Origin of the sequence: Pseudomonas sp. NS1(2017), assembly GCF_002269425.1 — a bacterium.
In the GTDB taxonomy this organism is placed as follows: domain Bacteria; phylum Pseudomonadota; class Gammaproteobacteria; order Pseudomonadales; family Pseudomonadaceae; genus Aquipseudomonas; species Aquipseudomonas reactans.
The window spans coordinates 582,380-601,064 of record NZ_CP022960.1 but is presented as its reverse complement, the minus strand read 5'-3'; the positions used below and the strand labels follow the sequence as shown (position 1 = coordinate 601,064).

The following is an 18,685-nucleotide window of genomic DNA, read 5'->3' as shown; positions in this document are numbered from 1 at the left end:
CTCAAACCTCTGCGGGCGTGGCGGCGCGATTGAGATCGGCCAGCGACAGGTTGCGGTCGAACAACGAAGCCAGGCTCTGGTCATGACTGACAAACAACAGGCTGGCGCCGGCTTCACGGCATTCGGCGAACAACAACTGCAGGAAGGCTTCGCGGGCGTCGTAGTCCAGGGCCGACGTGGGTTCGTCGGCAATCACCAGTTCCGGTTGGCCGATCAATGCACGGGCAGCGGCGACCCGTTGTTGCTGGCCGATGGACAGCGAGTCGGCGCGGCGCTCCAGCAGGGTTTTGTCTTTCAACCCAAGGTGCGCAAGTAAAGCAGCGGCGGCTTGGTCGACACTGCCGTGGCGCTGCTTCGCCCGCTGTGCACGCAACTTGGAAAAGTGGCAAGGCAGCTCGACGTTCTCGCGCACCGACAGAAACGGCAGCAAGTTGAACTGCTGGAAGATGTAGCCGGTGTGGTCGACGCGGAAGCGGTCGCGGGCGCCGGCCGACAGCTCGGTCAGCTCCTGGCCGAGCAGGCGGATGCTGCCCTGGCTGGGTTTCTGTACACCGCCGAGCAGGCCCAGCAGCGTGGTTTTGCCACTGCCGCTAGGGCCCTTGAGAAACAGGGTTTCCCCCGCTTCCAGGCGGAACGCGGGGATGTCCAGCAACTGGGGGTGACCGGGCCAGTTGAAGCCCAGGTCGCGCAGTTCAATCAATGGGTGGGTCATGATCACAGGTGTATGCATTGGGCTTTCTGTAGGAGCGAGCTTGCTCGCGAAGGTCGTTAACGATAACGCGGGCATTCAGGACAAACGCGGCGCCCTTGGGTTTTTCGCGAGCAAGCTTGCTCCTACAACTTGAGGGTGGCTGCTGTGGCCGTCGCTTCAACACCTTGCTGGCCACTCGGACCGATCAGTTGTACCTGAATTTTCTGGGTGGCGGGGAAGGTCTTGAATACCTGGGTCAGGTCAAGGTTGCTCAGGGCCGTCGGCGTGGCGCAGGTGAACTGGTAGTGGGCGTGGATTTCGCTGTGGTCGTGATGATGCTCATGGGCAGCCGCGCCTTTGCCGTCGGTGGCGTGGTCATCATCGTCGTCGTCATGATCCGCTTCCGGCTTGTCGCCGAACAACGGGCTGTTGAGTTCCTGGCTGCTGACCACGCAACCGGCGCCCTTGGGCAAGTTGAACAGGGCGATAGGGTTTTCCAGCTGTTTGCGCACGGCGACGACCTTGGCTTTGTCTGCCGGAGTGGTGGCCAGGTGTTCGAAACCCACCAGATTCATCGCCGGGCTGTCCAGCTCCAGCTCCAGGGCCTGGCCGTCGAGCACCGCATTGAGGCGACCGACGCCATGTTCGTGGGCGCCAAGGCTGCCGTGTTCATGGTCGTGATCATCATGAGCGTGGGCAACCGCCAGTGGCAGCAGGGCAAACGGCAAAGCAAGCAACAGACGGCGCATGAGAAGGCTCCAGAACATGAAAGTTTTGTTATGTGATCTTATAACAATTACCGCTGAGTTTGACCGCCCGCTTGGCGTTGCGCAAGCCGCATGGGAGCATGCCTGTCAGAAAAACTGCAGGAGGAAGGACGATGTTGCGAATTCGTGGAACCGTCGGCGACTTGCCGGTGGACTTGACCCTGGAACTGGACGACGGCGATTGGGCTCGGCTCGGCGCACAGTTGCAGGCGGCGCCTGTACCCGCCGCAGCAACAGCGACACCGGTGAAGCAGAATGACGACCTGTGGCAGAACGCCCAGGACCTGTTGCGCAAAGCCGGGCAGCTCAGCGGCCTAGAGTTGCTCGATCAGTTGGAAGGTTTGGCCGGCGATGCCGCCTCCGGCAAGCGTCTGCTGGTGCGCCTGCGCCACAGTTCGAACGTTAAAGTGGCCAGCGGCGCCGATACGCCGCTGTACAGCTGGGTCGGCGATTAGTACAGCGCGGCAAACAACTTGCGACGGTACACGGTCACCAGCGGGTGATCATTGCCCAGCAGTTCGAACACCTGCAGCAAGGTCTTGTGCGGCAGGCCTTCGCTGTAGCTGCGGTTGCGAATGAACAGCTTGAGCAGACCTTCCAGCGCCGCGTCGTACTGCTGGCGCGACAGTTGCTGGATCGCCAACTGATAGGCCGCTTCGTCATCCTGCGGGTCTTGCGCCAGGCGGCTTTTCAACTCGGCGGCGTCGGGCAGGTCGGCAGCCTGACGCAGGAAAGTGATCTGCGCCTTGGCACCGGCGAGGGCGGCTTTGTGGTCGTCGCTTTTCACCGCGTCCAGCACGGTCTGGGCTTCGCCCAATTCACCGCGCTCGGCCAGGCAGCGTGCGTAGAGAATCAGCGCCGCAGCGTTGGTGTTGTCCTCGCCCAGCAACGTCACCAGCACGGCTTCGGCATCGCTGATACGACCTTCGGCAAACAGCGCCTGGGCCTGCTCCAACGGATCCGCTGCCGCCGGTGGCGGCATCTGTACATGCGGCTCCAGCATCGCGCGCACCGCCGACTCCGGCTGCGCCCCGGCAAACCCGTCCACCGGCTGGCCGTCCTTGAACAGCACCACCGTCGGCAGGCTTTGAATGCCAAAGCGCGCAACGATATCCTGCTCGGCCTCGCAATCGATCTTGGCCAGCAGCAACTCACCCTGATAACTCTCGGCAACTTTCGCGAGCATTGGCATCAATGCCTTGCACGGCGCGCACCACTCGGCCCAGAAATCCACCAGCACGGGTTTTTCGAAGGAGTTCTGGATCACTGCCTGGTCGAAGGTGGCGGTGGTGACATCGAAGATATACGGCGTGGGCTGACTCATGGGGCGTCTCGAATAAAGCGGGAATGGGGCAACTATAAGGGCTGGCGCCGCGAATGGTACAGGCTCACCTTGCGAAACTCCCAAGGCTCCGCCAAGTCCGGCAAGGTCAGTGCATCTAGGATCTCCAGCCTTTGATAATCCGGGTGCTGAAAATCCCGTACGCGCGAATCCGCCACCAACGCTTCGCGGCCCCGCGTGAGGAACTGATCCAGCAGCGGCAGGTTCGCCCGGTCGTAGAGCACATCGGCCACCAGGATCAGGTCGAAGCGGTCGGCTTCGACAAAAAAGTCTGCCGAATAACCCAACTCTACGCCGTTGAGTTCGGCATTCGCCCGGCAGGACGCCAGCGCCAACGGGTCGAGGTCGCAGGCCACCACTTCCAGCGCGCCGGCTTTGACCGCCGCAATCCCGGCCACGCCGGAGCCCGCGCCAAAATCCAGCACGCGCTTGCCCGCGACCCACTGCGGGTTCGTCGCCAGGTACCGCGCCAGCGCCAAGCCACTGGCCCAGCAAAAGCTCCAGTAGGGCGGTTCATGCAGGATGCGTCGGGTTTCCTCGGGGCTGAAAGCGCGGTCCATGTTGTCCGCATCCAGCAGCCACAACGACAACGCGGTGCCCGGCAGCGGGCAGGGCACCAGGTGCGCGTCGCCGATCAGTTCGCTCAGCGCGGCTTGCAGGCCCAGCGGTGGCGTCATGGTGCCTTGACGAGTTGCAGGGGGCCGGTGGTCTGGGTGATCGCCTGGGTGATGCGCACGGCGGGCAGGTGCAGGATCAGTTGGCCGGACTGGCTGGCACGACCACGCAGTTCAACCCGCGCACCGGCCGGGAATGCCTCGGGGTTGAAGCGCAGGCGGAAGGCCAGGGGCTTGCCGTTGCCGCTCAATACGCTGCTGGCGAGCAGTTGCTGAGGGCGTGAACGGTCATCGATCACCAGCAACGCCATCTCGACTTCGGCGCCCGCCGGAATGTTGGTCAGGCTGCCACTGATTTCCCGCTGGTAGGCGGGCAGGGGGCCCATGTCTTCAAGACCGGGGACTTTTTTCTCTTGTGCCGGTGTGGGCTGAGGTGCGGCCGGCTTGGGGGCTTCGCTGCTGCAGGCGACCAGGAAACTGAACAGGGTGAGCAAAACAAGTGGTCGTAACTGCATGTACGGCTCCAGAAAGGACAAAATCCGTGGCTTTAAAAATATGAAACATAATAGTCAGCCTATATACCGTAAAGGCTATGGCTTGTCTTGCCACGGGGATGCGCTACCATGGCCCTCCCTTTATTTGTTGCCTGCCTACCATGCACTGTCCCTTCTGCGGTGCCAACGACACCAAGGTCATTGACTCGCGTCTGGTCGCCGAGGGCGATCAAGTGCGTCGCCGGCGCGAATGCCTGGCCTGCGGTGAACGTTTCACCACCTTCGAAACCGCCGAACTGGTATTGCCACGTCTGATCAAGTCCGACGGTAGCCGCCAGCCTTTCGACGAAGAAAAACTGCGCGCCGGTATGCAGCGCGCCCTGGAAAAACGCCCGGTGAGTGTCGAGCGGTTGGAGGCGGCGCTGGTGCATATCAAGCACAAGCTGCGCGCCACCGGCGAACGCGAGGTCAAGAGCCTGGTGGTGGGAGAGCTGGTGATGGGCGAGCTGCAAAAGCTCGACGAAGTTGCCTACATCCGTTTCGCCTCGGTGTATCGACGCTTCCAGGACCTCAACGAGTTCCGCGAAGAGATCGACCGCCTGGCCCGTGAGCCTGTCAAAGAATGAACCCACCATCTGCCGAACAAGCTGTGCTCGATGCTCATTACATGGCCCGTGCCCTGGAGCTGGCGCGCAAGGGCCTCTACACCACCCATCCCAACCCGCGCGTGGGTTGCGTGATTGTGCGTGATGGGCAGATTGTCGGCGAAGGCTGGCATGAGCGGACCGGCGAACCCCATGCCGAACCGAACGCCCTGCGCGCCGCCGGCGCCAAGGCCCGTGGCGCCACGGTGTACGTGACCCTAGAACCGTGCAGTCACCACGGGCGTACGCCGCCCTGCGCGGATGCGTTGGTCACCGCCGGTGTCGCCCGCGTGGTGGCCGGGATGCAGGACCCGAACCCGGAAGTGGCGGGGCGCGGCATGCAGCGCTTGGCTCAAGCCGGTATCGAGGTGCGCAGCGGTGTGTTGGAAGCTGAAGCACGCGCGCTGAATCCGGGTTTCCTCAAGCGCATGGAACACGGCCTGCCCTTCGTGCGGGTCAAGCTGGCGATGAGCCTGGATGGCCGCACCGCCATGGCCAGTGGCGAAAGCCAATGGATCACCGGTCCGGCTGCCCGCGCCGCTGTGCAACGCCTGCGCGCCGAGGCCAGCGTGGTGCTGACCGGCGCCGACACGGTGCTGGCCGACGGCGCCCGCCTGACGGTGCGCGCCGCCGAACTCGGCCTGGATGAAGCCACCACCGCCCTGGCCATGTCGCGTCCGCCGTTGCGCGTGCTGATCGACGGCCGCCTGCGCGTGCCGCTCAATGCGCCATTCTTCAAGGCCGGTCCGGCGTTGGTCATCACCTGCGTGACCGCGGAAAACCAGTTTCCTCGTGGCCCCGAGTGCCTGGTGGTGCCGGGCGTCGACGGCCAGGTCGACCTGCGCTCGGCGCTGGTGGCGCTGGCCGCCCGTGGCGTCAACGAAGTACTGGTGGAAGCTGGCCCAAGCCTGGCCGGTGCGTTTGCCCAGCAAGGCCTGGTGGATGAGTACGTGATATTCATCGCCGGCAAATTCCTCGGCTCCGCCGCGCGGCCTTTGTTGGACTGGCCGCTTGAGAAACTGGCCGACGCCCTCCAACTCAAGATCACTGAAATGCGCGCTGTAGGCGACGACTGGCGAGTCACTGCCATCCCTGTGCCAGCAGCGAGCGTATAATTTTCTGCCTGCGCCCAGCGCAGTAACGTTTTCCAGGAGAAGGCCATGTTCACCGGCATTATCGAATCCATCGGCAGCATTCGTGCGATGACCCCAAAAGGCGGCGACGTTCGCTTGTCGGTTGAAACCGGCAAGCTCGACCTGGGCGACGTCAAGCTGGGCGACAGCATCGCCATCAACGGCGTGTGCCTGACCGTCATCGAGCTGCCAGGCAACGGTTTTGCCGCCGATGTCAGCCGGGAAACCCTGGACTGCACTGCGATGAACGACCTCAAGGCCGGCAGCCCGGTCAACCTGGAAAAAGCCCTGACCCCGACCACCCGCCTGGGCGGTCACCTGGTCAGCGGCCACGTCGACGGCGTCGGCGAAGTGGTCGCGCGCAGCGAGAACGCCCGTGCAGTCGAATTCCGAATTCGTGCGCCGAAGGAACTGGCCAAGTACATCGCCCACAAAGGCTCAATCACCGTCGACGGCACCAGCCTGACCGTGAACGCTGTGAACGGCGCCGAATTTGAACTGACCATCATTCCCCACACCCTCAGCGAAACCATCATGGCGTCTTACCAGCCAGGTCGCCGGGTGAACCTGGAAGTGGACTTGCTTGCCCGTTACCTGGAGCGCCTGTTGTTGGGCGATAAGGCCGCAGAGCCTACCGGCAGTAACATCACCGAAAGTTTTCTGGCCGCTAACGGCTACCTGAAATCCTGACCAAGGGGGTGCCGCGTGGCGCTCAATAGCATCGAAGAACTGGTTGAAGACATCCGCCAAGGCAAGATGGTCATCCTGATGGATGACGAAGACCGCGAAAACGAAGGCGACATCATCATGGCCGCCGAGGCCTGCCTGCCTGAGCACATCAACTTCATGGCCAAGCACGCCCGCGGGCTGATCTGCATGCCCATGAGCCGCGAGCGCTGCGAACTGCTCAAGCTGCCGTTGATGGCGCCGCGCAATGGCTCGGGTTTTGGTACCAAGTTCACCGTCTCGATTGAAGCCACCACCGGCGTCACCACGGGCATCTCCGCCGCCGACCGCGCACGTACCGTGCAGGCCGCCGCCGCGAAAGACGCCAAGGCCGAAGACATCGTCAGCCCTGGCCACATCTTCCCGTTGATGGCCCAACCGGGCGGCACCCTGGCCCGTGCCGGCCACACCGAAGCCGCCTGCGACCTGGCGCGCATGGCCGGTTTCGAGCCGAGCGGAGTGATCTGCGAAGTGATGAACGACGACGGCACCATGGCCCGTCGCACCGAACTCGAAGCCTTTGCCGCCGAACACAACCTCAAGATCGGCACCATTGCCGACCTGATTCACTACCGCATGATCCACGAACGTACCGTTCAGCGGATTGCCGAGCAGCCACTGGACAGCGAACTGGGCCAATTCAATTTGGTGACCTACCGTGATTCAGTCGAAGGCGACGTGCACATGGCCCTGACCCTGGGCACCATTTGCGCCGAAGAACCGACCCTGGTGCGCGTACACAATATGGACCCATTGCGTGACCTACTGATGGTCAAGCAACCGGGCCGCTGGAGCCTGCGCGCCGCCATGGCTGCGGTCTCCGAGGCTGGCAGCGGTGTGGTGCTGTTGCTCGGTCACCCGCTGGATGGTGATGTGCTGCTGGCGCATATCCGCGAAACGGCTGACCACGCGCCGGTGAAAAAACCGACCACCTACAGCATCGTCGGTGCCGGTTCGCAGATCCTGCGTGACCTGGGCGTGCGCAAAATGCGCTTGATGAGTGCGCCAATGAAATTTAATGCGATATCCGGTTTCGACCTGGAAGTAGTAGAATACGTGCCCTCCGAATAAAGGCTGGCGATTTTCGCCCCTTGTTCGCGGTTCAAATATCACTAAGGGACGCGTCATACACGCGTCCCGGCTCTTTAAGAGATTTGTCGAATGACCCTGAAGACCATCGAAGGTACCTTCATCGCCCCCAAAGGCCGCTACGCCCTGGTGGTTGGCCGCTTCAACAGCTTCGTGGTTGAAAGCCTGGTAAGCGGTGCCGTTGACGCCCTGGTTCGCCACGGTGTGAGCGAGAGCGACATCACTATCATCCGCGCGCCTGGCGCCTTCGAAATTCCACTGGTTGCGCAAAAAGTTGCTCAACAGGGTGAATACGCGGCGATCATCGCCCTGGGCGCGGTCATTCGTGGCGGTACTCCGCACTTCGAATACGTCGCTGGCGAATGCACCAAGGGCTTGGCCCAGGTGTCCATGGAGTTCGGCGTGCCAGTCGCTTTCGGCGTGCTGACCGTGGATTCCATCGAGCAAGCCATCGAGCGTTCCGGCACCAAGGCCGGTAACAAAGGCGCTGAAGCTGCCCTGTCCGCCCTGGAAATGGTCAGCCTGCTGTCGCAGTTGGAGGCCAAGTGATTTCCGACGAGAGCGACAACTTCAACCCGCGTGAGCCACGTCCAGCCGATGCTGGCAAGCCGTCCAAGAACGAGAAGCGTCGCGCTGCTCGTCAATTGGCGACCCAGGCGCTGTACCAGCGTCACCTGGCGGGCGCTCCGTTGAACGAGATCGAAGCACAGTTTCGCGTCGACAACGATTTCACCTTTGCCGACCTGCCGTACTTCCACGACATCCTGCACGGTGTGCATGCGCACCTGACCGAGATCGACACGGCCCTGGCACCTTGCCTGGACCTGACCATCGAGGAGTTGGACCCGGTTGAACTGTGCGTGATGCGCCTGTCTGCCTGGGAACTGCTGTATCGCGTCGACGTGCCGTACCGCGTGGTGATCAACGAAGGGATCGAGCTGGCGAAAGTCTATGGTTCGACCGACGGCCACAAGTTTGTCAACGGCGTGCTCGATAAGCTGGCGCCGCGCCTGCGTGAAGCCGAAGTGAAGGCGTACAAGCGCTAAACCGCGCTTGAATCCTTGATGGGTGAGTTTGAGCTGATCCGCAACTACTTCGCCGCCGCGCCCTGTGCGCAAGGCGGCGAGGGCATTGCACTTGGGATTGGTGACGACTGCGCCTTGCTGGCGCTCCCTGCCGGGGAGCAGCTGGCAATCTCCACCGATACCTTGGTGGCCGGGGTGCATTTTGCCGACCCCTGCGACCCGTTCCTGCTGGGCCAGCGCTCGTTGGCCGTTGCGGTGAGCGACCTGGCCGCCATGGGCGCCAACCCCCTCGCCTTTACCCTTGCTCTCACCACACCGACGGTCGATGCCGATTGGCTGCAACGCTATGCCCAGGGTTTGAACCTGATGGCGCAGAGCTGTGGCGTGGGCCTGGTGGGTGGCGATACCACCCGTGGGCCGTTAAGCCTGACCCTGACCGTGTTTGGTCGCGTACCCGCCGGGCAAGCGTTGGTCCGCAGCGGTGCGCAGCCGGGCGATCTGTTGTGTGTCGGCGGCGAGCTGGGCAATGCGGCCGGCGCCTTGCCGCTGGTATTGGGCGAGCGCAATGCTGACGCGGCCATCGCCGATCCACTGCTGGCCCACTACTGGTCGCCGCAACCGCAGTTGGCCCTGGGGCTGGCGCTGCGCGGCAAGGCTACGTCTGCCATGGATATTTCCGACGGCCTCCTGGCTGATTGCGGTCATATCGCCACGGCCTCGGCTGTCAGTCTGTTGATCGAGCGTCAGCGCTTGCCTTTGTCTCAGGCGCTGTTGGCGTTCGTCGGCGATGACGCGGCGCGCATAGCGGCGTTGAGCGGGGGCGATGACTATGTGCTGGCGTTTACCCTGCCACCCGCCGAGCTGGCGCCGTTGCTGGCCGACGGCTGGCCGGTCCATGTGATCGGCCGGGTCGAGGCGGGGCAGGGCGTGACGCTGCTGGACGCCAACGGGCAAGACATCACGCCGGCCATTCGTGGTTATCAACATTTTCGCGGGGCGCCCTGAATCGGCGAGCTGCGCTACCCTCTATAGCGTAATCACGGATGCAAGGCTCTGTAGGAGGTCGCCCCCATGGATGTGCGCCGCTGGCTGCTGATAGTGCTGTGTGCCTTTACGTCGTTAGTCCAGGCGCAGGACGTGCCCGGCAAGGTCATGCTGGCCAGTGAGGAATGGAACGACTACACCAACAAAGACGGCAGCGGCCTGGCCTGGGACGTGCTGCGCCAGGTGTTCGAGCCCGCCGGGATCACGCTGCAGACGCGCTCGGTGCCCTACACCCGCTCGGTCGGCCTGGCCCAGCGCGGCGAAGTGGATGGCTGGGTCGGGTCCTATCGCGATGAAGCCACGGGGGTGTTGTACCCCCATTGGAACTTCGATTCCGACCACATCTACGCCCTCGGCCTGGCCAGCACGCCGGCGCCGACGGTAGCCACGCTGGGCAATTACCGCCTGGCCTGGGTGCGTGGCTACAAGTACGAGGAGTACTTGCCCAACGTGCATCGCTTCAACCAGATCGAGCGCCGCGACGGTATTTTGCCGATGCTGCAACACGCGCGGGCTGACTTCTACATCGATGCGCTGACTGAGGCCAAGTACGTGCTGAATCAGGCGGATGACCCGTCCAAGTTTACACTGACTCACATCGCCGAACTCCCGCTATACATCGGGTTTGCCGATAACGAGCGAGGTCGCGCCTTGATGGGCGTCTTCGACCAGCGCATGGCGGCCCTGGTGAAAAGCGGCGAGTTAAAGGCGATTTTCGAGCACTGGAAACAGCCGTATCCCTTCTAGATCCCCTGTAGGAGTGAGCTTGCTCGCGAAAAACGCAAGCACACCGCGGTCACTCAGAATGCTTGCGTCATCGTTGACGATTTTTCGCGAGCAAGCTCGCTCCTACATAGAATCAATAAGAAGGCCAATCGAACCGATTGATCTTTATCAGCGATAATTCAGCTTAAGCGTCTGTAGGAACCTGCTGTTACAATGGCCGCCATCGTAAAAACTGAAATCAGGAGCACACGGTGCCCGTCGTTTTCGTCGCCGCTTCCAAGCTGCCTACCCCTTTTGCCACGTTCACCATGAACGGCTTTCTTGAAGAAGCCACCGGGCGCGAGCACGTTGTGCTGAGCCTGGGCGATATCGCGGATGGCGCGCCAGTGCTGGGTCGTGTGCATTCCGAATGCCTGACCGGCGACGCGCTGTTCAGCCAGCGTTGCGACTGCGGTTCGCAACTGGAAGCCGCCATGCGGGCCATCGCCCGTGAAGGCCGTGGCGTGCTGCTGTACCTGCGTCAGGAAGGCCGTGGCATTGGCCTGATGAACAAGATCCGCGCCTACGAGCTGCAAGATGGCGGCGCCGATACTGTTGAAGCCAACGAGCGCCTGGGCTTTGCTGCCGACCAGCGTGACTACGCAATCTGCCTGCCGATGCTGGAGCACCTGGGCGTCAAATCCCTGCGCCTGATGACCAACAACCCGCGCAAGGTCAAAGCCTTGACCGATATGGGCATCACCGTGGCCGAGCGCGTGCCGCTGCACACCGGGCACAACCCGCACAACAAACTCTACCTGGCCACCAAGGCCAGCAAGCTCGACCACATGATGGGCAACGAGCACCAGGGCGAGGTCGACCGCGCGTGACCCGTGGCCAGGTGAAACGGCGACTGTCCTTCAATTGGTGGCAGTACCTGGCCCTGGCGCTGCTCCCCCTGTTTGTGATCAACCTGGTGTTCGGCCAAGCCGAATCCTTGCTCCCGGTGCTGGCCATGCCGTTCTTCATTGCCGGCGTGGCCTCGATGTTTCTCAGCCTGCGTTACTTCCACGGCTATAAACACGCGTTGATCGCCACCTCCAAAGCCCTCGATACCCCGGAAGAACCGGCTGCCTGGATTACCTTGGCGGCCCGTCGGCGTACGGCATTGCTGGTGGCAGCCGTCCCGGCCTGGATCGGCGCGCTGGCGGTGTTCGTCGGCCTGGAAGCGGTGCCGCTGTTCCTGCTGGCGCTGTCGACGCTGGTGCTGTTCTACCTCTACCGCATCCCCCGTCAACTGGGATGAGACGTCACTGGCTGGCGGTTTTGCTGCTGGCGTGCTCTGCCCAGGCTCTGGCGGCCGAGCGGGTGGTCAGCCTGGCACCGTCCCTGTCTGAAATCGTTGCTGAGCTGGGCGCCGCCGACGTGCTGGTAGGCGTGCTCGATGGCGGTGAGCGTCCGGCCGCCTTGGCGCACGTGGCGTCGGTGGGGCATTACGGCCAATTGGACATGGAACGCCTGCTCAGCCTCAAGCCCGACTTGATCCTGCTGTGGCCCGGCAGCGTCGGCCCAGCCCAGCGCGAGCAGTTGCAGCGGCTGAACATCCCGGTTTATGTCGCTGAGCCCCATAGCCTTGAACAACTCACCACCCAGGTCCAGGCCATCGCCGAGCAATTGGGCCGTGCTGAAGCCGGCCGGCAATTGGCCTCGCAATTACGCCAACGCTTGGTCGAACTGCGTCAGCGCTATCAGCGTGCCGAGCCATTGCGCGTGTTTTACCAGGTGTGGAACCAGCCGCTGTACACCGTGGGCGGCGGACAGATCATCAGCGATGCGTTGAGTGTATGCGGTGCGCGCAATGTGTTCGATGAGCTCAAGCTGCCCGCGCCGCAGGTGAGTATCGAGTCGGTGTTGCAGCGTGATCCCGAGATGATACTGGTGGGCGACCAGGCGCAGAAGGATGCGTGGAAGGTCTGGCCGGCGATGGCCGAGCGGGTGCGCGTGGTGCCGGATAAAGGCCTGGAGCGGCCCAGCGGGCAGATGTTGGAGGCGGTGGCGCGGTTGTGTGAGGTGATCGCGCCTCGCTAGAGGTCCGGCGTCCAGGTCACGCCAACCATCAGTGCACGGCCCTCTTCCCGGTAGCCAAATTGCTGGCCTTGATACTGATACAGCGCCCGGCTGTAGGCTTTGTCCAGCAGGTTATCGACCTTCATGTTCAGCGTGATTTCACGGTTCACCGCCCAACTGGCGCGCAACCCGAGCAACCCATAGCCTCCCAACGGCTGCTCGTTCCTCGGGTCGTCGTAGCTGCTGCTGACCGCCTGCCAGCTGGCGCCGACGCCGAATTGGTCGAACTGGCGATCCAGGTCCAGGCTCACGGTGCGCCTGGCGCGACGTGCCAACGTATGCCCGGAATCGCGGTCTCGTGGATCAATCATTGCCAGTCCCAAGCTGCTTTGCCAGCCGAACAGCTCTTGCTTGAGCGCGGCTTCGAAGCCGTTGATGCGCGCCGAACTGACGTTTTGCGGGCCGTCGCTGCCGAACACGATCGCATCCTGGATATCGGTGCGGTACAGCGAAGCTTCCAGGCGGCTGGTGTCGCTGAGTTGGCTGCGCCATTGCACTTCGTAGCTTTTCGAGGTTTCGGGCTTCAGGTCAGGGTTACTGTTCTTGAAGCCGTATTCGTCCGGGTAGTACAAGTCATTGAACGTCGGGGCGCGGAAGCCCTCGCTGTAGCTCAGCAGCAGGTCATTGTCCGAGTTGATCGGTAAGGTCAGGGTGCCGCTCCAACTGTTCTGCCCGCCAAACTGCTGGTTCTGGTCGCGCCGCAGGCCCAGCTCGGTGGAAAACCCTTCGCCGTGGAAGCGATGCTGCAAAAAGGCTGCGCGGTTCCAGCGGCTGTTCTCGGTAAAGGTGGTGGAGCCATGGAGGCGGTCTTCGTACCAGTCGCCACCGAGTATCAGGCTGTTCTGTTCATTCAGTGTCAGATCGTTCTGCCAGTTGACCGAGTCGCGGTAGGTGTTGAACACGCTGAAATCGTCACTGAGGGTGTCGCGCTTGGTATCGCGGTTCTCGCTGTGGCCCAGTTCCAGGCGCGATTGCCAGCGCTCGTTGAGCTTGGCATCCACGTAGCCGCTGGCGCTGCTCGCGGTGTAGTCGGTGTAGGGCTTTTGCCCCAGCGTTTGCCCGGTGGCGACGTCGTAGCGGCCGAAGCTGTTGTCGTACTCTGATTTGCCACGGTTATCCAACAGGTTGAAACCCGCTTCCAGCCCATCGTTGAAGGCGTGGCTAAGGTTCAGGCTGATGGACTGGTTGCGGTAGGCATCATGGTCGCCATCGCTGGGAAATGACGTGTGCGTCGAGTTAATGCCGGCGGTCTCATCCAGGCTCGCGCCGAGGTTGAAGCGCGTGTGTTCATCGCCACCGGACAGACCGAGGCTGCGCTCCCACGTTTGGTGACTGCCAAAGCCCATTTTCAAGCGCGGCTTTAGACCCTGCTCGGCATTACGTCGAGTGAACACCTGGATCACGCCGCCAATCGCATCGCTGCCATAAATCACCGAGCGCGAGCCGCGCAGTACTTCAACCCGTTCAATCTGGTCGACGTTCAGGTACTGCAGGCCGCTGTCGCCGGAGGTGGTGTTGGCGATGCGCTGGCCGTCCACCAACACCAGACTTTGTGCGGATTTGGTGCCGCGAATATAAACCCCGGGCAAACTGCCACGCCCGCCGGTTGGAGCGATTTGCACGCCGGGCACACGGCTGAGCAGATCCGTGAGGCTGGTGGGTTGCAGGCGGTCGATATCGTCGCGGGTGAAGACGGTGTTGGCGGCGCTGCTATCGTTGCGGGCCTGGACCTGGCGGTTGGCGCTGATGACTACGTTGGGGAGTTTCAGGGCGTCGTCGCGCTCGAACGTCTCGGCGAGCAAATCAGTGGCGGGCAAAAGCAGCAGGGGCAGGGCGAAGCGCAGGCTTTTCATGGCTATCCATAGCAAAGGTGGGAGCAGGCTCCCACCTTTCGTGGGTTATAGGCCGAGCAACGCCATGCGCTCGCGAACCGAGGCCTCGATACCGGCTTCATCCAGCCCGCATTCCGCCAGCATCTGCGCCGGCTTGGCGTGTTCGACATACACATCCGGCAAGCCCAGGTGCAGCACTGACTTGAGGATATTCTCCCGCGCCAGGAACTCGCTGACGGCCGCACCGGCACCGCCCATGATGGCGTTTTCTTCGACGGTCACCAGCAGCTCATGGCTGCCGGCGATCTCGCGCACCAGGGCTTCATCCAGCGGTTTGACGAAGCGCATGTCGACCACGGTAGCGTCGATTTTCTCGGCTACTTTCAGCGCTTCCGCCAGTTGCACGCCGAACACCAGGAACGCAGTCTTGCTGCCTTGGCGACGCACGATGCCCTTGCCGATCTCGATAGGCTCAAGGTCTTTCTCGATCACTGCATTCGGGCCATTACCGCGAGGGTAACGCACAGCCGCCGGGCCGTTGTACAGGTGGCCGGTGCTGAGCATCTTGCGCAGTTCGTTCTCGTCGCTCGGTGTCATCACCAACATGCCGGGGATGCAGCGCAGGTAAGACAAGTCGAAGCTGCCAGCGTGAGTCGGGCCGTCTTCGCCCACCAAACCAGCGCGGTCGATGGCGAACAGTACGTCGAGGTTCTGCACCGCCACGTCATGTACCAACTGGTCATAACCGCGCTGCAGGAAGGTGGAATAGATCGCCACCACCGGCTTGGCGCCTTCACAGGCCATGCCGGCGGCGAAGGTCACCGCGTGCTGTTCGGCAATCGCCACATCGAAGTAGCGCAGCGGGAAACGCTCGCTGAAGGCCACCAGGTCGGAGCCTTCCTTCATCGCCGGGGTGATGCCTACCAGGCGCGGGTCGGCGGCGGCCATGTCGCACAGCCATTCGCCGAACACACCGGAATACTTCGGCCCGCTGGCCTTTTTCGGCGCGGCGGCAGGCGCGTCAAGCGGTTCCAGCTTGGTGATGGCGTGGTAGCCGATCGGGTCGACTTCCGCCGGGGCGAAGCCTTTGCCTTTCTTGGTGACGATGTGCAGGAACTGTGGGCCCTTGAGGTCACGCATGTTGCGCAGCGTGGCTATCAGGGTCGGCAGGTCGTGGCCGTCGATCGGGCCGATGTAGTTCCAGCCCAGCTCTTCGAACAGGGTGCCCGGTACCAGCATGCCCTTGGCATATTCTTCGGTACGGCGGGCAATTTCCCACGCGCCAGGCAGACGCGATAGCACCTTCTTGCTGCCTTCGCGCATGCTGGCGTAGGTGCGGCTGGAGAGGATCTTGGCCAGGTAATTGGACAGGCCACCGACATTGCGCGAGATCGACATGTCGTTGTCGTTGAGGATCACCAACATGTTGGCGTCCACTTCCGGCGCATGGTTCAGCGCTTCGAACGCCATGCCGGCGGTCAGCGCGCCATCACCAATTACCGCAATCGCCTTGCGATCGCTGCCTTGCAGGCGGGCGGCAATCGCCATGCCCAGCGCGGCGCTGATGGAGGTGCTGGAGTGGCCGACGCCAAAGGTGTCGTACTCGCTCTCGGCGCGGCGCGGGAAGGCGGCAATGCCGTCCTTCTGGCGCAGGGTGCCCATCTGCTCGCGGCGACCGGTGAGGATCTTGTGCGGATACGCCTGATGGCCCACGTCCCACACCAGCCGGTCATCCGGGGTATCGAACACGTAATGCAGGGCGATGGTCAGCTCGATGACGCCCAGGCCGGCACCGAAATGCCCACCGGTCTGGCCGACCGTGTAGAGCAATTCCAGGCGCAACTCATCGGCCAGGGTTTCCAGCTCGGCTTCACCCAGTCGACGCAGGCCGGCCGGCGTGACAGCACGGTCAAGCAGGGGCGTGGACGGGCGCTTGCGGGGAATCTCTTGAAACGTCGTGGGCATCAGGCGAATCGTTATAGGTATAGAAGAGGCGGCAGTTTACCTCAAGCATCGCGAACTGCCCACGCAGAGCGCCGAACTTGGCCGATATGCGGCCGCAAAGGCCGCCGTTATCAGTGCCGGCGTTCGACGATATACCGCGCCAAGTCACGCAGTGGCTCGGCTGCCGCGTCGAAAGGTCGCAGGGCGTCCAGGGCCTGGTCACGCAGTTCCAGGGAATAAGCCTTGGCGGCTTCCAGCCCGAGCAATGCAGGATAGGTCGGTTTATCCCGTGCGATATCGGCGCCTTGGCGTTTGCCCAGGGTGGCCGTGTCACTTTCTACGTCGAGAATATCGTCCTGCACCTGGAACGCCAGGCCGATGGCCAGCGCGTAGGTCTTCAACGCCGCCAATTGAGCGGCTTCGGCACGCCCACTGGCCAGCGCGCCCAAGTGCACGGCGGCTTCGATCAAGGCGCCGGTCTTGTGGCGGTGCATGTATTCCAGGGCTTGCTGGTCGAGCTTCTGGCCGACCGAACCCAAGTCGATGGCCTGGCCGCCGACCATGCCGGCCGGGCCCGCCGCCACAGCCAGCGCCGTGACCATGCGCAAGCGGATCTCGGCGTTGACGCTGCTCAGCGTCGGGTCCAGCAGTGCGCTGAACGCCAGGCTTTGCAGGCCGTCACCGGCGAGGATCGCGCAGGCTTCATCAAAGGCTTTATGGGTGGTCGGCTGGCCGCGACGCAGATCGTCGTCGTCCATCGCTGGCAAATCGTCATGCACCAGGGAGTAGGCGTGGATCAACTCCACCGCACAGGCCGCGCCATTGGCCTGCTCGGCGTCTGCGCCCAAGGCTTCGCACGCCGCATACGCCAGCAACGGACGCACGCGCTTGCCACCATTCATCACGCTGTAGCGCATGGCTTCGTAAAGACGCTTGAGTTCGGGGCTTGGCGCAACAAACAAGGGTTCCAACGCCGCATTGACCCGGGCTTGGCTACTGGCCTGATACGCGTCGATCATTCGGGCTGTTCCGCATCGAAAGGTTCTTCGGCCAACTCCCCGTCACGTTCCAGCAGCACTTGTACCTTCTGCTCCGCCTGCGCCAAGGCGCTCTGGCAGTCGCGGGTCAGGCCGATGCCTTGCTCAAACGCTGTCAACGAGTCTTCCAGCGACAACTCGCCGTTCTCCAGACGCTCGACCAGGGTTTGCAGGTCGGCGAGGGATTGTTCGAAATCGAGTGCAACTTTTTTGCGGGCCATGGCGGCTATTCCGGTAGACGGTAAACCGGCGCGACACTAGCAGACATGGGGATTCTGGGCAAATGAGCAGGCAAATGAGTGGGGGCGCTTCAATCGCCCCCGCCATTGATTTGATAGCGCGTGCTGCGGCCTCCACCGGGCAATCGCACCAGGCAGTTTTTTTCCAGCAGATCCGCCAGGTGACGCGTCGCGGTGGCCTTGGACACCTTCGCCACCGCTTGGTACTGCGCGGCGCTGATACCATGCTCAAAGCCCTTTTCACCGCCATCGAGCAGACGATTGAGCACCTTGATCTGTTCGGCAGACAGCGCGAGGTCGCGGTGCTGCTGCCAGAATCGGCTTTTATCCAATACCCGGTCAATCCGCACCATGGCTTGCTGCAGGCTGCGCAACAGGGTCTTGAGGAACCATTCCAGCCATTCGGTGATATCCAGCGTGGCTTTTTGGCTCGACTCCAGTGCTTTGTAATAGCCTGCGCGGTCCTCCAGAATGCTGGCCGACATGGCATAAAAGCGGATGGCCTGGTGTTCGCCCTGAGCCAACGCCAAGTCGGTGATGGCACGTGTCAGTCGACCATTGCCGTCATCAAACGGGTGCAACGTGACAAACCAGAAATGCGCCACGCCGGCGCGGACCAGCGGGTCCAGTTCCGTTTGCTCACGGCTGGTTTCGAACCATTCGAGGAAGTCTTCCAGCGCTTGCTCCAGGCCTTTGCGCGGCGGTGCCTCGAAGTGCACCGTCGGCCGATCAAGCCGCCCCGACACCACCTGCATCGGCTCATCGCCACGCAATGCTCCAACATTCAGTGCACGTGCGGCATAACCCGCTTCGGGTGCAGGGAATAGCAAATGATGCCAATTCAAAAGACGGGCGAGGGTAAACGGCTGGGCGTATTGCTCGGTGGCGTCCATCATCAGATCGGCCAAGCCTTCACTGCGACGGCTGACGCTGGCGTCCTTCAACGGCTTCAGGCCCAGGCGTCGTGCCAGTGATGAACGTACCGAGCCCACATTCAATTGTTCCCCCTCGATGGCCGAAGAGGTCAGAATGTTTTGCAGCAACGCATCCAGCTCGTTGTGCGCGTTGACCGCCTGGCTGACGGTGCCGAGCATGCCCAGCAGCTTGCCTTGCGCCTGGCCGCACTCGCGCAACAGGGCCGCCAATTGCTTAGGTTGCCAGTGGAAGTGGGGCCAGTCGGTGTGTTGCCAGATCCAGAGCGGTTGGTCCATTGAGGAGTACCTGAGTGCGTG

General features: G+C 62.6%; 22 protein-coding genes. 12 read left to right on the top strand and 10 right to left on the bottom strand.

Annotated features, from left to right (window positions below):
• Position 1: 1 nt before the first annotated feature.
• Both CI807_RS02850 and CI807_RS02845 read right to left on the bottom strand, forming a co-directional pair.
• Positions 2 to 712: an ABC transporter ATP-binding protein gene (locus CI807_RS02850; protein ID WP_095013688.1), complete on the bottom strand. Its 711-nt coding sequence runs from the start codon at positions 710 to 712 to the stop codon at positions 2 to 4.
• A 122-nt stretch (positions 713 to 834) separates the two neighbouring features.
• Complete coding sequence (locus CI807_RS02845) at positions 835 to 1,440, bottom strand: DUF2796 domain-containing protein (RefSeq protein WP_095013687.1); 606 nt, start codon at positions 1,438 to 1,440, stop codon at positions 835 to 837.
• A 131-nt stretch (positions 1,441 to 1,571) separates the two neighbouring features.
• On the opposite strand from CI807_RS02845, the gene CI807_RS02840 reads away from it, so the two are divergent.
• Positions 1,572 to 1,913 carry a hypothetical protein gene (locus CI807_RS02840; RefSeq protein WP_038850113.1) on the top strand — a complete coding sequence of 114 codons (342 nt, stop codon included), beginning with the start codon at positions 1,572 to 1,574 and terminating at the stop codon, positions 1,911 to 1,913.
• Here the strand turns inward: CI807_RS02840 and trxA are convergent.
• Genes trxA through CI807_RS02825 form a run of 3 tightly spaced genes read right to left on the bottom strand, consistent with a single transcriptional unit; the run spans position 1,910 to position 3,929 of the window.
• The gene (gene trxA, locus CI807_RS02835) at positions 1,910 to 2,782 is read right to left on the bottom strand and encodes a thioredoxin (protein WP_095013686.1); all 873 of its coding nucleotides are present in this window, start codon (positions 2,780 to 2,782) and stop codon (positions 1,910 to 1,912) included. The genes CI807_RS02840 and trxA overlap by 4 nt on opposite strands.
• 32 nt (positions 2,783 to 2,814) lie before the next feature.
• Positions 2,815 to 3,477 carry a methyltransferase gene (locus CI807_RS02830; protein WP_095013685.1) on the bottom strand — a complete coding sequence of 221 codons (663 nt, stop codon included), beginning with the start codon at positions 3,475 to 3,477 and terminating at the stop codon, positions 2,815 to 2,817.
• Positions 3,474 to 3,929 (bottom strand): YbaY family lipoprotein, encoded by a 456-nt coding sequence (locus CI807_RS02825; RefSeq protein ID WP_033897963.1) that lies wholly within the window; start codon positions 3,927 to 3,929, stop codon positions 3,474 to 3,476. The genes CI807_RS02830 and CI807_RS02825 overlap by 4 nt, the downstream gene beginning before the upstream one ends.
• A 140-nt stretch (positions 3,930 to 4,069) precedes the next feature.
• Between CI807_RS02825 and nrdR the strand changes: the two genes are divergently transcribed.
• The 11 genes from nrdR (at position 4,070) to CI807_RS02770 (ending at position 12,362) form a co-directional block, all read left to right on the top strand.
• On the top strand, positions 4,070 to 4,534 hold the full coding sequence (gene nrdR / locus CI807_RS02820; RefSeq protein WP_016978538.1) for a transcriptional regulator NrdR: 465 nt from the start codon (positions 4,070 to 4,072) through the stop codon (positions 4,532 to 4,534).
• A complete protein-coding gene (gene ribD, locus CI807_RS02815; RefSeq protein WP_095013684.1) occupies positions 4,531 to 5,667 on the top strand; it encodes a bifunctional diaminohydroxyphosphoribosylaminopyrimidine deaminase/5-amino-6-(5-phosphoribosylamino)uracil reductase RibD in 1,137 nt (378 codons plus the stop codon). The genes nrdR and ribD overlap by 4 nt, the downstream gene beginning before the upstream one ends.
• A 45-nt stretch (positions 5,668 to 5,712) precedes the next feature.
• Positions 5,713 to 6,375 carry a riboflavin synthase gene (locus CI807_RS02810; RefSeq protein ID WP_017736638.1) on the top strand — a complete coding sequence of 221 codons (663 nt, stop codon included), beginning with the start codon at positions 5,713 to 5,715 and terminating at the stop codon, positions 6,373 to 6,375.
• A gap of 15 nt (positions 6,376 to 6,390) precedes the next feature.
• Positions 6,391 to 7,482, top strand: a complete 1,092-nt coding sequence (ribBA, locus tag CI807_RS02805) for a bifunctional 3,4-dihydroxy-2-butanone-4-phosphate synthase/GTP cyclohydrolase II (protein ID WP_033897960.1) — start codon at positions 6,391 to 6,393, stop codon at positions 7,480 to 7,482.
• Between the two features lie 90 nt (positions 7,483 to 7,572).
• Positions 7,573 to 8,049 carry a 6,7-dimethyl-8-ribityllumazine synthase gene (gene ribE, locus CI807_RS02800; protein WP_003176356.1) on the top strand — a complete coding sequence of 159 codons (477 nt, stop codon included), beginning with the start codon at positions 7,573 to 7,575 and terminating at the stop codon, positions 8,047 to 8,049.
• On the top strand, positions 8,046 to 8,546 hold the full coding sequence (gene nusB, locus CI807_RS02795; protein ID WP_095013683.1) for a transcription antitermination factor NusB: 501 nt from the start codon (positions 8,046 to 8,048) through the stop codon (positions 8,544 to 8,546). The genes ribE and nusB overlap by 4 nt, the downstream gene beginning before the upstream one ends.
• A gap of 18 nt (positions 8,547 to 8,564) precedes the next feature.
• A complete protein-coding gene (gene thiL / locus CI807_RS02790; RefSeq protein ID WP_095013682.1) occupies positions 8,565 to 9,530 on the top strand; it encodes a thiamine-phosphate kinase in 966 nt (321 codons plus the stop codon).
• A 66-nt stretch (positions 9,531 to 9,596) separates the two neighbouring features.
• Positions 9,597 to 10,316: an ABC transporter substrate-binding protein gene (locus CI807_RS02785; RefSeq protein WP_095013681.1), complete on the top strand. Its 720-nt coding sequence runs from the start codon at positions 9,597 to 9,599 to the stop codon at positions 10,314 to 10,316.
• A gap of 230 nt (positions 10,317 to 10,546) precedes the next feature.
• Positions 10,547 to 11,164 carry a GTP cyclohydrolase II gene (ribA, locus tag CI807_RS02780; RefSeq protein WP_095013680.1) on the top strand — a complete coding sequence of 206 codons (618 nt, stop codon included), beginning with the start codon at positions 10,547 to 10,549 and terminating at the stop codon, positions 11,162 to 11,164.
• The gene (locus tag CI807_RS02775) at positions 11,161 to 11,580 is read left to right on the top strand and encodes a nuclear FMR1 interacting 1 family protein (RefSeq protein ID WP_016978545.1); all 420 of its coding nucleotides are present in this window, start codon (positions 11,161 to 11,163) and stop codon (positions 11,578 to 11,580) included. Before ribA ends, CI807_RS02775 begins: the two co-directional genes overlap by 4 nt.
• The gene (locus tag CI807_RS02770; RefSeq protein ID WP_095013679.1) at positions 11,577 to 12,362 is read left to right on the top strand and encodes a cobalamin-binding protein; all 786 of its coding nucleotides are present in this window, start codon (positions 11,577 to 11,579) and stop codon (positions 12,360 to 12,362) included. The genes CI807_RS02775 and CI807_RS02770 overlap by 4 nt, the downstream gene beginning before the upstream one ends.
• Here CI807_RS02770 and CI807_RS02765 read toward each other — a convergent pair.
• The 5 genes from CI807_RS02765 to CI807_RS02745 form a co-directional block, all read right to left on the bottom strand.
• Complete coding sequence (locus CI807_RS02765) at positions 12,359 to 14,254, bottom strand: TonB-dependent receptor domain-containing protein (protein ID WP_095013678.1); 1,896 nt, start codon at positions 14,252 to 14,254, stop codon at positions 12,359 to 12,361. The genes CI807_RS02770 and CI807_RS02765 overlap by 4 nt on opposite strands.
• A gap of 45 nt (positions 14,255 to 14,299) precedes the next feature.
• On the bottom strand, positions 14,300 to 16,198 hold the full coding sequence (dxs, locus tag CI807_RS02760; protein ID WP_038850094.1) for a 1-deoxy-D-xylulose-5-phosphate synthase: 1,899 nt from the start codon (positions 16,196 to 16,198) through the stop codon (positions 14,300 to 14,302).
• A gap of 110 nt (positions 16,199 to 16,308) precedes the next feature.
• A complete protein-coding gene (gene ispA, locus CI807_RS02755; RefSeq protein WP_095013677.1) occupies positions 16,309 to 17,196 on the bottom strand; it encodes a (2E,6E)-farnesyl diphosphate synthase in 888 nt (295 codons plus the stop codon).
• Positions 17,193 to 17,435 (bottom strand): exodeoxyribonuclease VII small subunit, encoded by a 243-nt coding sequence (locus CI807_RS02750; RefSeq protein WP_003176346.1) that lies wholly within the window; start codon positions 17,433 to 17,435, stop codon positions 17,193 to 17,195. Before CI807_RS02750 ends, ispA begins: the two co-directional genes overlap by 4 nt.
• An 89-nt stretch (positions 17,436 to 17,524) precedes the next feature.
• Positions 17,525 to 18,664, bottom strand: a complete 1,140-nt coding sequence (locus CI807_RS02745; RefSeq protein ID WP_095013676.1) for a Fic family protein — start codon at positions 18,662 to 18,664, stop codon at positions 17,525 to 17,527.
• Positions 18,665 to 18,685: the final 21 nt, after the last annotated feature.

Coding starts and splice junctions, on each gene's coding strand:
- CI807_RS02850 (WP_095013688.1), bottom strand. CDS start 712: ATGACCCACCCATTGATTGAACTGCGCGACCTGGGCTTCAACTGGCCC.
- CI807_RS02845 (WP_095013687.1), bottom strand. CDS start 1,440: ATGCGCCGTCTGTTGCTTGCTTTGCCGTTTGCCCTGCTGCCACTGGCG.
- CI807_RS02840 (WP_038850113.1), top strand. CDS start 1,572: ATGTTGCGAATTCGTGGAACCGTCGGCGACTTGCCGGTGGACTTGACC.
- trxA (WP_095013686.1), bottom strand. CDS start 2,782: ATGAGTCAGCCCACGCCGTATATCTTCGATGTCACCACCGCCACCTTC.
- CI807_RS02830 (WP_095013685.1), bottom strand. CDS start 3,477: ATGACGCCACCGCTGGGCCTGCAAGCCGCGCTGAGCGAACTGATCGGC.
- CI807_RS02825 (WP_033897963.1), bottom strand. CDS start 3,929: ATGCAGTTACGACCACTTGTTTTGCTCACCCTGTTCAGTTTCCTGGTC.
- nrdR (WP_016978538.1), top strand. CDS start 4,070: ATGCACTGTCCCTTCTGCGGTGCCAACGACACCAAGGTCATTGACTCG.
- ribD (WP_095013684.1), top strand. CDS start 4,531: ATGAACCCACCATCTGCCGAACAAGCTGTGCTCGATGCTCATTACATG.
- CI807_RS02810 (WP_017736638.1), top strand. CDS start 5,713: ATGTTCACCGGCATTATCGAATCCATCGGCAGCATTCGTGCGATGACC.
- ribE (WP_003176356.1), top strand. CDS start 7,573: ATGACCCTGAAGACCATCGAAGGTACCTTCATCGCCCCCAAAGGCCGC.
- thiL (WP_095013682.1), top strand. CDS start 8,565: ATGGGTGAGTTTGAGCTGATCCGCAACTACTTCGCCGCCGCGCCCTGT.
- CI807_RS02785 (WP_095013681.1), top strand. CDS start 9,597: ATGGATGTGCGCCGCTGGCTGCTGATAGTGCTGTGTGCCTTTACGTCG.
- CI807_RS02770 (WP_095013679.1), top strand. CDS start 11,577: ATGAGACGTCACTGGCTGGCGGTTTTGCTGCTGGCGTGCTCTGCCCAG.
- CI807_RS02765 (WP_095013678.1), bottom strand. CDS start 14,254: ATGAAAAGCCTGCGCTTCGCCCTGCCCCTGCTGCTTTTGCCCGCCACT.
- dxs (WP_038850094.1), bottom strand. CDS start 16,198: ATGCCCACGACGTTTCAAGAGATTCCCCGCAAGCGCCCGTCCACGCCC.
- ispA (WP_095013677.1), bottom strand. CDS start 17,196: ATGATCGACGCGTATCAGGCCAGTAGCCAAGCCCGGGTCAATGCGGCG.
- CI807_RS02750 (WP_003176346.1), bottom strand. CDS start 17,435: ATGGCCCGCAAAAAAGTTGCACTCGATTTCGAACAATCCCTCGCCGAC.
- CI807_RS02745 (WP_095013676.1), bottom strand. CDS start 18,664: ATGGACCAACCGCTCTGGATCTGGCAACACACCGACTGGCCCCACTTC.